Below are 15224 nucleotides of genomic sequence, written 5' to 3'. Positions count from 1 at the left end.
TCAAGTTTTAGGTAAGGGCGAGCACGCGCGCTTCAGGCCGAATGCCCGCTCATCCAATCTTTTTAAGCCGACGTTACAACTGGCATACGCCTTGCCAGCTTGTATAGCGCTTGTGTGTCTGGCCGCAGGATGCGGTCACTCGGAGCTGATGGCAGCGGGCCATTAGCCAACCAACAGATGGGAGTGCATTATGATCAGTGCCGCAGTAGATACTCAGGGAGAGCGTTTTAGTCAGCCGGCAGGAGGGCCAAAGTCTTTGGCCGACCTGCCCAACACTGTGCGGCCGGTCGTGAGTCAGAATCCGAATCGAAAGAAAGTTTTGTTTGTCACCTCCGAGTTCGCGGACCTGGTGAAAACCGGTGGCCTGGGCGACGTCTCCGCTGCCCTGCCCCGCGCCATGGCCCACCTGCATGATGTACGGGTGCTGATTCCGGGTTACCCGCAGGTGATGGAAAGCGACAACCCGATTCATATCGTCGGTGAACTGGGCGGCCATGCCGCGTTGCCGCCGTGCAAGATCGGGCGCATGGACCTCAAGGACGGCCTGGTCATCTACGTGCTGATCTGCCCCGAACTGTATGAGCGCGAAGGCACGCCCTACGGCGCCAACAACGGCCGCGACTGGCCGGACAACCATATTCGCTTCGCCCGCCTGGGCCTTGCCGCCGCCGACATGGCCGCCAACCTCGCGCAAATCCACTGGTGCCCAGACCTGGTGCACGCCCATGACTGGCCTGCGGGCCTGGCTCCGGCGTATATGCACTGGCGTGGGTCACGTACGCCCACCCTGTTCACCATTCATAACTTGGCCTACCAGGGCGTGGTCAGCCTGGCCTCGACGCCTGAGCTGGGCATTCCGCCCCACGCCTTGCAGCAAGAAGGCATGGAGTTCTACGGCAAGATGTCGTTTCTCAAGGCGGGGATGGCGTATTCCAGCCATATCACCACCGTGAGCGCCACCTACGCCCAGGAGATCACCACACCGGAATTCGGGTGTGGCCTGGATGGCTTCCTCGCCAGCAAGACCCAGCAAGGTCTGCTCAGCGGCATTCCCAACGGTATCGACGAAAGCTGGGAAACCTCTACCGACACGCACCTGATCCACAACTTCAATATCGGCGACTGGGAAGGCAAGGCCATCAACGCCGCCCATGTGCGCGAGCTGTTTGAGCTGCAGCCATCCAGTGGCCCGCTGTTCGCGGTGGTCTCGCGCCTGGTCTACCAGAAAGGCCTGGACCTCACCGAAGCCGTCGCCAGTTTCATCGTCGAGAACGGCGGCCAGATTGCGATCATCGGCCGTGGCGAGCCTGAAGAAGAACAGGCCATGCGCGAATTGGCACTGCGCTTCCCTGGCCAGGTGGGCGTGCGCATCGGCTTCAACGAGACCGATGCACGCCGCATGTTCGCCGGCAGCGATTTTCTGCTGATGCCGTCACGCTATGAGCCCTGCGGTCTGAGCCAGATGTATGCGCAACGCTTCGGCTCGTTGCCGGTGGCGCGTAACACCGGCGGGCTGGCGGACACCATTGAGGATGGCGTCACCGGGTTCCTGTTCAATGAGTCAACGGTGCAAAGCTACGAAGAGGCGCTGCGCCGCGCCTTCAAGGTGTTCGCCTTCCCCGGTCTGCTCAATGCCATGCGCAGCCGTGCCATGACCCAGCCGTTCAACTGGTGCCAGGCGGTGGAACCCTACGCCGAACTCTACGAACAACTGGTGGCCAAGGCCCTGGGGAAATCGAACAAATAGCGATTGGAACAACAAGGGAGGTCTTCATAGATGCCGTTACGGACTCTGGAAACCTGGCCCCACGGCGCAATCATGCTGGACGCGCACCGCACGCGCTTTGCGTTATGGGCGCCAGACGCATTTTATGTCAGCGTTGAATTGGAACAGGGTAAAACCATCGTCATGCTGCCCCAGGCCGGTGGTTGGTTCGAAGTCGAAGTCGCGTGCCCTGCCGGCACGCTTTACCGCTTTAATATCGATGGCGAAAACACGGTGCCTGACCCCGCCGCCAGGGCCCAGGCGCTGGATGTGCATGGCTGGAGCCGAGTAGTCGACCCCCTCGCCTATGAATGGCGCCACAGCCAGTGGCAAGGCCGCCCCTGGCACACGGCGGTGATCTACGAGCTTCACGTTGGCGCCATGGGCGGCTACGCTGGCGTCGAGAAACACCTGCCACGCCTGGCCGAACTGGGCGTCACCGCCATTGAGTTAATGCCTCTGGCGCAATTTCCCGGCGAACGCAATTGGGGCTATGACGGCGTACTGCCCTACGCGCCCCACGCCACCTACGGCACGCCCGAGCAACTCAAGCAACTGATCGACAGTGCCCATGGTCACGGCTTGGCGGTGATCCTCGATGTGGTCTACAACCACTTCGGCCCCGATGGCAATTACCTGGGCCAGTACGCCCAGGGTTTCTTCCAGGAAGACGTGCACACGCCCTGGGGCGCCGGCATTGATTTCGAGCGCCGCGAGGTGCGGGATTTCTTCCTCGATAACGCCTTGATGTGGCTGCTCGAATACCGCTTCGACGGCCTTCGCCTGGATGCCGTGCACGCCATCGACAACCCTGGGTTTCTGCAGGAACTGGCACAACGGGTACGCCAGCAGGTGGACGGCGGGCGCCACGTGTGGCTGATGCTGGAAAACGAACTGAACCAGGCCAGCCTGTTGCAGCACGATTTCGACGCGCAATGGAATGACGACTTTCATAATGTGCTACACGTGCTGCTCACCGGTGAAACCGACGCCTACTACAGCGACTTTGCCGAACAGCCCACCGCCAAGCTGGCGCGCTGCCTGGCCGAGGGGTTCATCTACCAGGGCGAGACCACACGCCATGGGCATGCCCGCGGCGAGCCCAGTGCGGATTTGCCCCCCAGCGCCTTCGTGGCGTTCCTGCAAAACCACGACCAGGTCGGCAACCGCGCCCTGGGCGAACGCCTGCACCAGCTGTGTTCGCCCGAGGCGCTGAAAGCGGCGACGGCCCTGCTGTTGCTGTGCCCCATGATCCCGATGCTGTTCATGGGCGACGAGGTAAGTGCCGCCGAGCCCTTCCTGTTTTTCACCGACCATCATGGCGAGCTGGCCGAGGCCGTGCGTGAAGGCCGGCGCAATGAGTTTGCCGACTTCGCGGCGTTTCACGACCCCGAGCAACGCCAGCGCATCCCCGACCCCAACGCGCTGCAAACCTTTTTACAGTCGACGCCCTCCTTCGTCGAGAACGACCACACCCAGCTCTACCGCCACCTGCTGAGCCTGCGTCACACACACGTGGTGCCGCACTTGCCCGGCACGGTCGCCCTCGGCGCGCAGGTGCTGGCTGACCATGCCGTCACCGCGCGCTGGCGTCTGGGCAACGGCCGTGTGCTGCAGATCGACCTGAACCTGAGTGAACAGCCCCTGGATCATCCGGCACCCCACCCGATTATTTTCCAAACGCCTGCCCAGCAAGGTGCGCACTTACCGCCCTTGAGCGCACGCGTTTGCTTATCCCCTGTTGGAGACATTCTTTGAGCGAAGCGAACCTGGAAATTCTCGCCAGCCGCGCAGGCCTGGCCGTCGATTGGATCGATGCCAACGGTCGCCCGCAGCATGTAAAGCCTGACGCCCTGCGCGCCGTGCTCAAAGGCCTTGGGCACCCGGCCGACAGCGATGCCGAGATCGACGCCAGCCTGCAGCAACTTGAGCAGGCGCAGCAAGACACCCACCTGCCGCCGTTGATGACCACCGACAGTGGCGCGGGCCTGGACCTGGCGCGTTATTTCGCCCCCGATACCCCGTGTCGCGTCAGCCTGGAAGGCGGCGAAACCCTGGAACTGCGCCTGGACGGCGAGGCTGTGCTGCCCGGCGTGATCGCCCTGGGCTACCACCAGGTGCATATCGACGGGCAAACCTTCACCCTGGCCGTCGCTCCCAGCCACTGCTACAGCGTGGCCGACGCGGTCGACAGCCAACCCGCTCGTGCCTGGGGCCTCAGCGCCCAACTCTATGCCTTGCGCCGCCTCGGCGATGGCGGTTTTGGCGACACCCTGGCTCTGGAGCACCTGGTGCGTTCCGCCGCCGAGCGCGGCGCCGACGCTGTGGCGATCAGCCCGATGCACGCGATGTTCAGCGCCGACACCGAGCGTTTCAGCCCTTATTCACCCTCCAGCCGCCTGTTTCTCAACAGCCTGTATGCTTCGCCGGCGTGCATCCTCGGTGAACGTGAGGTGCGCAACGCCATCGAAGCTGCCGGGTTGGCTGACGAGTTGCATGCCCTGGAACAGCTCCCGCTGATCGACTGGCCGGCCGCCGCCAAGGCCAAGCAACGCCTGCTGCGCACACTGTATGAAGACTTCCGCCACGGCGCGCATCCCCAGCATGCCGACTTCCAAAGCTTCCGCCAGACCGGCGGCGAAGCCCTGGAAAACCACTGCCGCTTCGAAGCCATACAGGCCCAGCGTGCTGCCGCCGGTGAGGACCTGGACTGGCGCCAATGGCCCGAAGCCTGGCGCACGCCGCAAAGCCCGGCCCTGGCGCAGTTCGCCGAGGAAAACCGCGACGAAATCGGCTATTTCGCCTTCACCCAATGGCTGATCGCCCGTAGCCTTGAGCGCGCGCAACAAGCCGCCCGTGGCAGCGGCATGGGCATCGGCCTGATCGCCGACCTGGCGGTGGGTGCCGATGGCGGCGGTAGCCAGGCCTGGAGCCGTCAAGACGAACTGCTGGCCGACCTGACCGTGGGCGCGCCACCGGACATTCTCAACCGCGCAGGCCAAGGTTGGGGGATCTCTGCCTTTTCCCCAGAGGGCCTCAGGCGCAATGGCTTTCGCGCCTTTATCGAAATGCTGCGGGCCAACTTCGCCCATGCCGGCGGCTTGCGCATCGACCACGTGATGGGCTTGCAACGCCTGTGGGTGATCCCCCTGGGCGCATCACCCCGCGAAGGGGCCTACTTGTATTACCCGGTGGACGACCTGCTGCGTTTGCTCGCCCTGGAATCGCACCGCCACCAGGCCATCGTCCTCGGTGAAGACCTGGGCACCGTGCCCGACGGCCTGCGCGAAAAGCTCAGTGCCCGCTCGATCCTGGGCATGCGTGTGCTGCTGTTCGAACAGCACCATGACGGCCAGTTCAAGCCCATACTCGATTGGCCCGACAACGCCTTGGCCACCACCAGTACCCACGACTTGCCCACCCTTAATGGCTGGTGGCACAGCCGCGATATCGAATGGAACATCCAGCTGGGCCTGATCGACGCGCCTACTGTGGACCAATGGAGCGAACACCGCCTGCGCGAACGCCAGGCACTGCGCCAAGCCTTGAGCCAGGACCCGCAGAACTTCATCGATGAAATCCGCAACGACACCGACCATATGATCGACGCCAGCGTGCGCTACCTGGGCCATACCCGCGCGCCCCTCGTGTTGTTGCCCCTGGAAGATGCTTTGGGCATCCAGGAGCAAGCCAACCTGCCGGGCACCCTCGACACCCACCCCAATTGGCGCCGCCGCTTGCCCGGCGAAGCCGCCAGCCTGCTCGACAATGACAGCGCCGCGCGTCGCCTCGAACTGCTGGCCGTAGCGCGCAACCAAGCCTATGAGCGTGACCGATGAACGCACTGCCCCTGCGCGCCACCCAGCGCCTGCAATTTCATAAAGGCTTTACCCTCGATGACGCGGTGCCGCTGGTGCCGTATTTCGCCCAACTGGGCATCAGCCATCTGTATGCCTCACCGCTGTTAAGCGCCCGCGCCGGCTCCATGCACGGCTACGATGTGGTCGACCCGACCCGCGTCAACCCGGAGCTGGGGGGCGAAGCGGCGTTGCGTCGCCTGGTCGCCGCGCTGCGTGAGCACAACATGGGCTTGATCCTCGATATCGTCTCCAACCATATGGCCGTGGGCGGCGCGGACAACCCTTGGTGGCTGGACCTGCTGGAGTGGGGCCGCCTGAGCCCCTACAGCGAGTTCTTCGACATCCAGTGGCATTCCCCCGACCCGTTGCTCAAGGGCCAGTTGCTGATGCCCTTTCTCGGCAGCGATTACGGCGAAGCCTTGCAGAATGGCACCTTGCCGCTCAAGTTCGATGCCGAACAGGGGAGTTTCTACGTCGAGCATTACGAACACCGTTTTCCGATTTGCCCCAGGGACTACGGCCTGATCCTGGGCAACGATGAGTTACTCAAACCGCTGGCCGAACGTTTCGCCGCCCTCGCCTACCAGCACGACGCCTACGCCGAAGCCGCCACGCTCAAACAAGCCCTGGCCGAACGCGCCAGCGAGCTGCTGCCAGCCATCGAACAACGCCTGGCTGCATTCGACAGTCGCCAGCCCGAGGGCTTCGAGCGCCTGCATCACCTGCTGGAACAACAGACTTATCGCCTGGCCAGTTGGCGCACCGCCGCGGACGACATCAACTGGCGGCGCTTCTTCGACGTCAATGAATTGGGCGGCCTGCGGGTCGAGCGTGCAGCGGTGTTCGAAGCCACCCATGGCAAGATTTTCGAGCTGATCAGCGCGGGGCTGGTCGACGGGCTGCGCATCGACCATATCGACGGCCTCGCCGACCCGCGTGGCTATTGCCGCAAATTGCGTCGGCGGGTGGATGCGCTGTCACCCCAGCGCCACTTGCCGATCTTTGTCGAAAAGATCCTTGGCGAAGGCGAAACCCTGCGCGAAGACTGGCAGGTGGATGGCACCACTGGCTACGAGTTCATGAACCAGTTGTCATTGCTGCAACACCAACCCGAAGGTTTCGCGCCGCTGGCCGAGATGTGGACGCGTTACAGCGAACGGCCTTCAGCCTTCGGCGAAGAAGCGCGGCTGGCGCGCCAGCAGATCCTCAATGGTTCGTTGGGCGGCGACTTCGAAAGCGTGGCCCAGGCGCTGCTGCAAGTGGCCCGCGATGATGTGATGACCCGCGACCTGACCCTGGGCGCCATTCGCCGTGCCTTGCAGGAACTGATCGTGCACTTCCCGGTGTACCGCACCTACATCAGCGCCATGGGCCGCAGCGCGGCCGACGACAAGGTGTTCCAGCAGGCCATGGAGGGTGCGCGCAGCACCCTCAACGAAGGCGACTGGCCGGTGCTCGACCACCTGGAGCAATGGCTCGGTGGCCAGCCCTGGCGCAATCGTCCGGTGGGCCGCGCGCGCAAGATGCTCAAGCATGCCTGCGTGCGCTTCCAGCAACTGACCTCGCCCGCCGCCGCCAAGGCCGTGGAAGACACCGCGTTCTACCGCTCGGCGGTGTTGTTGTCGCGTAACGATGTGGGTTTCAGCGCCGAGCAATTCAGTGCGCCGTTGGCAGATTTCCATGCGGCTAACCAACAACGCCTGAAGACCTTCCCCGGTAACCTGCTGGCCACTGCCACCCATGACCACAAACGCGGCGAAGACACCCGTGCGCGCCTGGCGGTGCTCAGCGAGTGCGCACCCTGGTATGCCGAACAGGTCGAGCACTGGCGCCGCCTGGCCGAGCCTTTGCGCGAGAGCGCAGAGAGCCCCTCGGCGGGTGATGAGCTGATTCTTTATCAGGTGCTGCTGGGCAGTTGGCCGCTGGAACCCAACCCCGATCTGGAGGCGTACCAACAACGCCTCTGGCAGTGGCAGCAAAAAGCCCTGCGCGAGGCCAAGTTGCAGAGCAGTTGGAGCGCGCCCAACGACGCGTATGAACAGGCGGTGGACGGGTTCCTCAAGCGCCTGCTGCTCAGTGAGGCCGGTGCGCCGCTGCGCAGTGCCCTGGACAGCGCGGCCCAGGCCATCGCCCCCGCCGGCGCCCTGAATGGGCTGGCGCAAACCTTGCTTCATCTGACCGTGCCGGGTGTGCCGGATATTTACCAGGGCGATGAGTTCTGGGACTTCAGCCTGGTCGACCCGGACAACCGTCGCCCGGTGGACTTCGCTGCGCGGCAACGTGCATTGCAGGCACCACCGGACATCGGCGAACTGTTGTTCAACTGGCGCGACGGGCGTATCAAACAGGCAGTGATCGCCCAGGTGCTGGGCCTGCGTAAAGCCTGCCCCGAACTGCTGCGCCATGGCAGCTACACACCGCTGGAAGTGCTGGGCCAGCACGCGGAACGCGTCGTTGCGTTCTACCGTGAACATCAGGGCAGGCAGTTGCTGGTGGTGGTGCCGCGCTGGTCTTATCCTCTGCTTGAAAACGGGATGTTTCCCCAGATCAATGCGCAGGTTTGGGGCGATACGCGGGTGAAATTACCGTTCGCCGCCCCTGCACAAAACTGGAAGGGACTTTTTCAAACGGGCGTAGTCACACCCAACAAGGAGCTGTTGATCAGCGCTGCCCTGGGGGATCTCCCGGTCAATGTCTTTATCAATCCTGATAATCAAGAAAGCTGAAAATTTTCTGTGAGGAGTTTGTGATGAGTAAAGAAGACAAACGCATTCGCGAACTGGCGCATCAGATCTGGGAGTCTGAAGGCAAGCCCGATGGCGCCCATGATCGCCACTGGGAGATGGCGCGCAAGCTGGCCGAAGCCGAGGCGCTGACGCCAAGCAAGCCTAAACCGGCCGCCAAGCCAAAAACCGCGCCCAAGGCTGCGGCCAAGCCCAAGCCGGCTGCGCCTGCCGCCGCCAAGCCCGCGGCAAAGAAACCCGCCGCCCCGAAGAAGCCCAAACCGCCCGCCCCATGATTTCTCGGGCCTGCAGCACGCAATGCGCGTTGCAGGCCCTTTTCCGTCCATGCCATGCGCTGAAGCACCGTCAGTACGGCGGCGTTCGGCCCGAAAAAAGACCCCTTGCAGGAGCAACTCGATGAGCAAACCCGACAACACCACAGCGACGCCGGATCATGAGCCGTCGCGGATCCGTGAAGGTTTGCCCTTCCCCCTCGGCGCCACCTGGGATGGCCTGGGTGTGAACTTTGCGCTGTTTTCCGCCAACGCCACCAAGGTGGAGCTGTGCCTGTTCGACGATACCGGCGAGGTTGAGCTGGAACGCATCGAACTGCCCGAATACACCGACGAAATCTTTCATGGCTACCTGCCCGATGCTCACCCCGGGCTGATTTACGGTTATCGCGTATACGGCCCCTATGACCCGGCCAATGGTCACCGTTTCAACCACAACAAGCTGCTGATCGACCCCTACGCCAAGCAACTGGTGGGCGAACTCAAATGGTCCGAAGCGCTGTTTGGCTACACCATCGGCCACCCGGACGACGACCTCAGTTTCGATGAACGCGACAGTGCGCCCTTCGTGCCCAAGTGCAAGGTCATCGACCCGGCGCACACCTGGGGCAACGACCAACCGGTACGGGTGCCGTGGGACCGTACGATCATCTATGAAACCCACCTGCGTGGCATCAGCATGCGTCACCCTTCGGTGGGCGAGTCGGTGCGGGGCACCTGCGCCGGCTTGATGGAAGATGACGTGCTCAAGCATATCCGTCAGTTGGGTATCTCCTCGGTCGAGTTGCTGCCGGTGCACGCCTTCGTCAACGACCAGCATCTGCTGGAAAAAGGCATGACCAACTACTGGGGCTATAACAGCATTGCGTTCTTCGCCCCCGACCCGCGCTACCTGGCCAGCGGCAAGATCGCCGAGTTCAAGGAGATGGTCGCGCACCTGCATGAGCAGAAGCTGGAAGTGATTCTGGACGTGGTCTACAACCACACCGCCGAAGGCAACGAGCGCGGCCCGACCCTGTCCATGCGTGGCATCGACAATGCCTCTTACTACCGGCTGATGCCCGACGACAAACGTTTCTACATCAACGATTCCGGCACCGGCAACACCCTGGATTTGAGCCACCCGTGCGTGCTGCAGATGGTCACCGACTCCCTGCGTTACTGGGCCACCGAGATGCATGTGGACGGCTTCCGCTTCGACCTGGCGACCATCCTCGGGCGCTACCGCGACGGCTTCGATGAGCGCCACAGTTTCCTCGTGGCGTGCCGCCAGGACCCGATCCTGCGCCAGTTGAAACTCATCGCCGAACCCTGGGACTGCGGCCCCGGTGGCTACCAGGTGGGCAACTTCCCGCCGGGCTGGGTGGAATGGAACGACCGCTTCCGCGACACCGTGCGTGCGTTCTGGAAAGGCGACGACGGCCAACTCGCAGACTTCGCCGGGCGCATGACCGCCTCGGGCGAGATGTTCAACCACCGTGGGCGCAGGCCGTACAGCTCGGTGAACTTCATCACCGCCCACGACGGCTTCACCCTGCACGACCTGGTGTCGTACAACGACAAACACAACGAGGCCAACGACGAGAACAACCAGGACGGCAGCAATAACAACCTGTCCTGGAACCACGGTGTCGAAGGCCCTACCGACGACCCGGAGATCAACGCGCTGCGCCTGCGCCAGATGCGCAACTTCTTCGCCACTTTGCTGCTGGCCCAGGGCACGCCAATGATCGTCGCCGGGGACGAGTTCGCTCGCACTCAGCACGGCAACAACAACGCCTATTGCCAGGACAGCGAGATCGGCTGGGTCAACTGGGACCTGGACGATGACGGCAAGGCCCTGCTCAAGTTCGTCAAGCGTCTGATCAAGTTGCGCCTGGCTTACCCGATCCTGCGGCGCGGGCGTTTCCTGGTGGGCGACTACAACGAAGACATCGGCGTGAAGGACGTCACTTGGCTGGCGCCGGATGGCAACGAGATGACCACCGAGCAATGGGAAGACAGCCAGGGCCGCTGCCTGGGCATGTTAATGGATGGCCGCGCCCAGGAAACCGGGATTCGCCGCGCCGGGGCCGATGCCACGCTGCTGCTGGTGGTCAACGCCCATCACGACATGGTCAATTTCCGCCTGCCGCCGGTGCCGGAGGGTGAGTTCTGGACCTGCCTGCTCGACACCAACGACCCGGCTGTGCGTGGCCAGGAACGCTTTGATTTCGAGCATGAGTACGCGGTCACCGGCCGCTCGCTGCTGCTGTTTGAACTGCAGCACGAAGGCGAGGTGTGAAATGGCGTTGCACGGTTTCCTTCAGGGCTACCGGGGCTATGCCGACACGCAAGCCCTGGGCAATGCGCTGAGGGCCCTTCAAGAGGAAGGCCTTGACCAACTGCCGTTGCCGGGCAGCGGCGATACCCTGGCCCGCTTGAGCCAATTGGCTCAGGTGGCCGGGCATGACCTGCGCCTGTGCAAGTTGTTCGAAGGCCATACCGATGCGCTGGCGATCATTGCCGAACTCGACAGCCCCTTGCCGCCGCTGGGCAGCACCTGGGGCATGTGGGCGGCCGAGCCGCCGGCCGCCAAGGTGCGCGTGCGCCACGACGGCCAGCGATTGCTGGTCGAGGGGCGCAAAGCCTGGTGTTCCGGTGCGGCGGTGGTCAGCCATGGCTTGCTGACGGCCTGGGACGAAGAGGACCGCCAGCAACTGGTGGCGGTGGCGATGGATCAGCCCGGCATCACGGTGACAGATGAAGGGTGGAAGGCGGTGGGCATGGCGGCGACCGGTAGTGTCGACATCCTGTTCAGTGCCGCCAGGGGGATTGCCGTGGGTGGCCCGGGCGACTATCTGTCCCGCCCGGGCTTCTGGCACGGCGGCATCGGCATCGCCGCGTGCTGGTACGGCGCGGCGCAACGCCTGGGTGAAGTGCTGCGCGCCCAATGTGCCACGCGTGCGGAGCCCCATGCACTGGCCCACCTCGGCGCGGTCGACAGTGCCCTGAACAGCGCCGCCTGCGTGTTACGCGCCAGCGCCGCGCAGATCGACCGCCAGCCACGTGCCGATGCGCGGCAGCTGGCGCAACAGACGCGCGCGTGTATCGAGGAGACGGTCGAGCAAGTGATCCACCATGTGGGCCGTGCAGTCGGCGCCGGGCCGTATTGCAAGGATCCGCACTTTGCCCAGTTGATGGCGGATTTGCCGGTGTATGTGCGGCAAAGCCATGCCGAACGCGACTTGGCCGCTTTGGGCGAACACGTCGCTGGTGAGCCCTCAGGGAGATGGGTGCTATGAAGCCCAACCCGATTGTTGGCCAGGGCACGCCGTTGAGCCACTGGCAAAACTCTGAACGGCTGGCCGAGTTGCCACACATCAGCGTGGCGCAGTTGGTGCCGCCAGGGCATCGAGCGGTAATCGTCGCCCCGCACCCGGATGATGAAGTGCTGGGCAGCGGCGGCTTGCTGCAAGGGTTGGCGGCGCTGGATCGCCCCATCCAGTTGATCTCCGTCACCGATGGCAGCGCCAGCCACCCTGGCTCCAGGCGCTGGCCGGTGGAGCGCCTGAGCGTGGTGCGCCCGCAGGAATCAGCCCAGGCCCTGCACCGCCTTGGCTTGCCGCTGCACAGTTTGAAATGGCTGCGCGGCGGGTTCGCCGACAGCCATGTGGCCGAGCGCGAAACCCAGCTGTGCGAGTTTATCCAGCGCCACCTCAAGCCCAACGACGTGGTGTTTGCCACGTGGTGCGAGGATGGGCATTGCGACCATGAAGCCGTGGGCCGCGCCAGCGCCAACGCAGCCAAGGCCGTCGGCGCAGCGTTGTGTGAACTGCCGGTATGGACCTGGCACTGGGCCACTGCCGAAGACCACAAGGTGCCCTGGCATCGGGCGCGCAAGATCCCGCTGACCGCCGAGCAAGTGGCACGCAAACGCCATGCGATCCATGCCTTTGCCAGCCAGTTGGAGGGCGACCCGCAAATCGGCCTGCCTCCGGTGCTGGCGCCCTATGTGGTGGAACGCTTGCTGCAACCTTTTGAAATGGTATTCGTATGAGTGTGGCAACCCCCTACTTCGACCAATTGTTTGCCGGCAATGACGACCCTTGGGCTTTTCGCCAGCGCTGGTATGAACAACGCAAGCGCGCCCTGACCTTGGCCATGCTGACGCGGCCGCGCTATGCGTCGATATTCGAGCCGGGCTGTGCCAATGGCGAACTGAGTGCCGAGCTGGCGCCACGTTGCGACCGCCTGCTGTGCTGCGACACCGCCAGCGCTGCGGTGCGACTGGCACAGGCGCGGCTGGAGCGTTTTGCTCATGCCCGCGTGGAGCAGCGCCGCCTGCCGGAGCAATGGCCCAGCGGGCAGTTCGAACTGATCGTATTGAGTGAGCTTTGTTACTACCTGGATGCAGATGATTTGAAACGTCTGATCGATTACGCCCTCGCCGCCTTGACCGCTGACGGTCAACTGCTGGCCTGCCATTGGCGACCACCCATTGACGGTTGCCCGCAAACCGCCGAACAGGCGCACGCCGTGCTCCAACAGCGTCTGGGTGTAGCACCGTTGGTGCAGTATCAGGACGCGGATTTCCTACTCGACCTGTGGAGCCTCGACGGCACCTCAGTCGCTCGTCACGAGGGCTTACGATGATCGGTATTCTGATCCCGGCACATAACGAAGAAGCCTGGTTGGATGATTGCCTGAGGGCTGCGCGGATCGCCGCCGACCACCCGGGCTTGCTGGGTGAAGCGGTACACATCCTGGTGGTGCTCGACAGCTGCAGCGATGCCAGCGCGGCGATAGCTCAGGCCCACCAAGTGCACTGCCTGCACGTGCAGGCCCGCAATGTGGGGCATGCCCGTGGCGTGGGTGCGCGGTACTTGCTGGAGCAAGGCGCGCGGTGGATTTCCTGTACCGACGCCGACAGCCGCGTCGCCCCTGACTGGCTGGTGGCCCAACTGGCCCAAGACTGTGACGCGGTGTGCGGCACAGTCACCGTAGACGCCTGGAGCGAAGGCTTCGACCCGGCTGCGCAGATCCGCTATCACCAGGCCTACCAGGCCCGCGACGGGCATCGGCATATCCACGGTGCCAACCTGGGCGTGAGTGCCCGCGCCTATGTAGAGGCCGGAGGGTTTGAACCGCTGGAATGCCACGAAGATGTACAGCTGGTGCGTGATCTGGAGCGTTGCGGCGCCTCCATCGCCTGGAGCCATGCACCGCAAGTGGTGACCAGTGCGCGCCTGGATTGCCGGGCTGAGGGTGGGTTTGGGGACTATTTGAAGAGCTTGATGCAGGCTGGGTGAAAACGAAAAAGCGTTTAACAGCAGGGGGCTGGAGCGCCGTCATCGCAGGCAAGCCAGCTCCCACAGGGTTGTGTGCCAGGCGCTAATTTTTTGGGCAACCCATGACCTATGTGGGAGCTGGCTTGCCTGCGAAGATGTCGGCCCAGCCAACATTGATGGTGACTGACCGACCGCTTTCGCGAGCAAGCCCGCTCCCATAGTTGGATCGTGGGGCGGCAGGCTAATCGTCGACGGTTATGCGGCATCGCATCCAAAGTTGTGCGGACACCCATGCCTGTCTATGCTCCTAACGCCTCGCACAGCACTCACCCCAGCGGAGCCTGGGGTGAAGACAAGAGCGTCGTCCCGTCAACGGGGTACGACCCGGTATCAACCGACAAGGATGTGACACCCATGAAGCCTGCCTCCTTAAGCGAAGGCCGCCGCGGCCCCGCGCAAATCTGGAACAGTGCGCCGCAGTTGGCGCAAATCCCCATCATCTCCCTGAACACCCTGGTACCGCGCGGCGCTCGCGTGGTGGTGATCGCCCCGCACCCGGGCGATGAAGTGCTGGCGTGCGGCGGTTTGCTGCAACTGCTCAGCACCCAGGAGCATCCCCTGCAACTGATCTCCATCACCGACGGCAGCGCCAGCCATCCCGGCTCTCAGGTATGGCCGGCCAGCCGCTTGAGCGTGGTGCGCCCCCAGGAAAGCGCCGAAGCCCTGCGCCGATTGGGCATGCCCTTGCACAGCCTGAAATGGATTCGTGGCGGGTTTTGTGATGACGCCCTGGCCGCCCGTGAACAGCCGATGAGCCAGTTCATCGCGCGCTACCTGCAACCCGGCGACGTGGTGTTTACCACCTGGCGCAACGACGGCAATGACGACCACGATGCCGTCGGCCGCGCGAGTGCCAAGGCATGTAGTTTGGTGGGTGCGCAACTGTATGAACTGCCGGTCTGGGCCTGGCACTGGCCCGCACGGGAAAGCGCGGTAATGCCCTGGCAACGTGCGCGCAAGGTCCGCCTGGACACCTGGACCGTCGCGCGCAAACTGCACGCCGCCCATGCCTACGCCAGCCAATTGGTGGGCGACCCGCAGATCGGCTTACCACCGATGCTCGCGCAAATATTGCTGGAACGCATGCGCGAGCCCTACGAAATCCTGTTCACCTGAAAGCAACCCTGTAGGAGCGAGCTTGCTCGCGAAAAACCTCAACGATAAGTGGGCTTCCTGAATAAACGCGGCGCCTGTGAGTCTTTCGCGAGCGAGCTCGCTCCTACAGCGTTGGGGCTTTTACCGACAGACTCAAT

At 63.6% G+C, this 15224-nt stretch carries 11 protein-coding genes; all 11 read left to right on the top strand.

Going from position 1 to position 15224, the window contains the following annotated elements; all coding sequences use genetic code 11:
• The first annotated feature begins 190 nt into the window (after positions 1 to 190).
• The 11 genes from glgA (at position 191) to QK296_RS12895 (ending at position 15087) form a co-directional block, all read left to right on the top strand.
• Positions 191 to 1747 (top strand): glycogen synthase GlgA, encoded by a 1557-nt coding sequence (gene glgA / locus QK296_RS12945; protein WP_003191588.1) that lies wholly within the window; start codon positions 191 to 193, stop codon positions 1745 to 1747.
• 30 nt (positions 1748 to 1777) lie between these two features.
• The gene (gene treZ, locus QK296_RS12940; RefSeq protein ID WP_282391011.1) at positions 1778 to 3523 is read left to right on the top strand and encodes a malto-oligosyltrehalose trehalohydrolase; all 1746 of its coding nucleotides are present in this window, start codon (positions 1778 to 1780) and stop codon (positions 3521 to 3523) included.
• Positions 3520 to 5604: a 4-alpha-glucanotransferase gene (gene malQ / locus QK296_RS12935; RefSeq protein ID WP_282391010.1), complete on the top strand. Its 2085-nt coding sequence runs from the start codon at positions 3520 to 3522 to the stop codon at positions 5602 to 5604. Before treZ ends, malQ begins: the two co-directional genes overlap by 4 nt.
• On the top strand, positions 5601 to 8351 hold the full coding sequence (locus QK296_RS12930; RefSeq protein WP_282391009.1) for a malto-oligosyltrehalose synthase: 2751 nt from the start codon (positions 5601 to 5603) through the stop codon (positions 8349 to 8351). Before malQ ends, QK296_RS12930 begins: the two co-directional genes overlap by 4 nt.
• Before the next feature lie 23 nt (positions 8352 to 8374).
• Positions 8375 to 8644: a DUF2934 domain-containing protein gene (locus QK296_RS12925; protein ID WP_003191595.1), complete on the top strand. Its 270-nt coding sequence runs from the start codon at positions 8375 to 8377 to the stop codon at positions 8642 to 8644.
• A gap of 121 nt (positions 8645 to 8765) precedes the next feature.
• Positions 8766 to 10925: a glycogen debranching protein GlgX gene (gene glgX, locus QK296_RS12920; RefSeq protein ID WP_056783568.1), complete on the top strand. Its 2160-nt coding sequence runs from the start codon at positions 8766 to 8768 to the stop codon at positions 10923 to 10925.
• Between the two features lies 1 nt (position 10926).
• A complete protein-coding gene (locus QK296_RS12915; RefSeq protein ID WP_034135726.1) occupies positions 10927 to 11925 on the top strand; it encodes an acyl-CoA dehydrogenase family protein in 999 nt (332 codons plus the stop codon).
• Positions 11922 to 12680: a PIG-L family deacetylase gene (locus tag QK296_RS12910; RefSeq protein ID WP_003191600.1), complete on the top strand. Its 759-nt coding sequence runs from the start codon at positions 11922 to 11924 to the stop codon at positions 12678 to 12680. The genes QK296_RS12915 and QK296_RS12910 overlap by 4 nt, the downstream gene beginning before the upstream one ends.
• Positions 12677 to 13276, top strand: a complete 600-nt coding sequence (locus tag QK296_RS12905) for an SAM-dependent methyltransferase (RefSeq protein ID WP_034135725.1) — start codon at positions 12677 to 12679, stop codon at positions 13274 to 13276. Before QK296_RS12910 ends, QK296_RS12905 begins: the two co-directional genes overlap by 4 nt.
• Positions 13273 to 13932 carry a glycosyltransferase gene (locus QK296_RS12900; RefSeq protein WP_034135724.1) on the top strand — a complete coding sequence of 220 codons (660 nt, stop codon included), beginning with the start codon at positions 13273 to 13275 and terminating at the stop codon, positions 13930 to 13932. The genes QK296_RS12905 and QK296_RS12900 overlap by 4 nt, the downstream gene beginning before the upstream one ends.
• 393 nt (positions 13933 to 14325) lie before the next feature.
• Complete coding sequence (locus QK296_RS12895) at positions 14326 to 15087, top strand: PIG-L family deacetylase (protein ID WP_034135723.1); 762 nt, start codon at positions 14326 to 14328, stop codon at positions 15085 to 15087.
• The last annotated feature ends 137 nt before the right edge of the window (positions 15088 to 15224 follow it).

This window comes from Pseudomonas sp. AL10 (assembly GCF_029960685.1).
In the GTDB taxonomy this organism is placed as follows: domain Bacteria; phylum Pseudomonadota; class Gammaproteobacteria; order Pseudomonadales; family Pseudomonadaceae; genus Aquipseudomonas; species Aquipseudomonas lactis.
Note: the sequence above shows the minus strand (reverse complement) of the source record. Positions and strands in the feature narration are given on the sequence as shown.

Excerpts from the sequence above, each read along its gene's own strand:
- glgA (WP_003191588.1), top strand. The coding sequence starts at position 191 with ATGATCAGTGCCGCAGTAGATACTCAGGGAGAGCGTTTTAGTCAGCCG.
- treZ (WP_282391011.1), top strand. The coding sequence starts at position 1,778 with ATGCCGTTACGGACTCTGGAAACCTGGCCCCACGGCGCAATCATGCTG.
- QK296_RS12930 (WP_282391009.1), top strand. The coding sequence starts at position 5,601 with ATGAACGCACTGCCCCTGCGCGCCACCCAGCGCCTGCAATTTCATAAA.
- QK296_RS12925 (WP_003191595.1), top strand. The coding sequence starts at position 8,375 with ATGAGTAAAGAAGACAAACGCATTCGCGAACTGGCGCATCAGATCTGG.
- glgX (WP_056783568.1), top strand. The coding sequence starts at position 8,766 with ATGAGCAAACCCGACAACACCACAGCGACGCCGGATCATGAGCCGTCG.
- QK296_RS12915 (WP_034135726.1), top strand. The coding sequence starts at position 10,927 with ATGGCGTTGCACGGTTTCCTTCAGGGCTACCGGGGCTATGCCGACACG.
- QK296_RS12910 (WP_003191600.1), top strand. The coding sequence starts at position 11,922 with ATGAAGCCCAACCCGATTGTTGGCCAGGGCACGCCGTTGAGCCACTGG.
- QK296_RS12905 (WP_034135725.1), top strand. The coding sequence starts at position 12,677 with ATGAGTGTGGCAACCCCCTACTTCGACCAATTGTTTGCCGGCAATGAC.
- QK296_RS12900 (WP_034135724.1), top strand. The coding sequence starts at position 13,273 with ATGATCGGTATTCTGATCCCGGCACATAACGAAGAAGCCTGGTTGGAT.
- QK296_RS12895 (WP_034135723.1), top strand. The coding sequence starts at position 14,326 with ATGAAGCCTGCCTCCTTAAGCGAAGGCCGCCGCGGCCCCGCGCAAATC.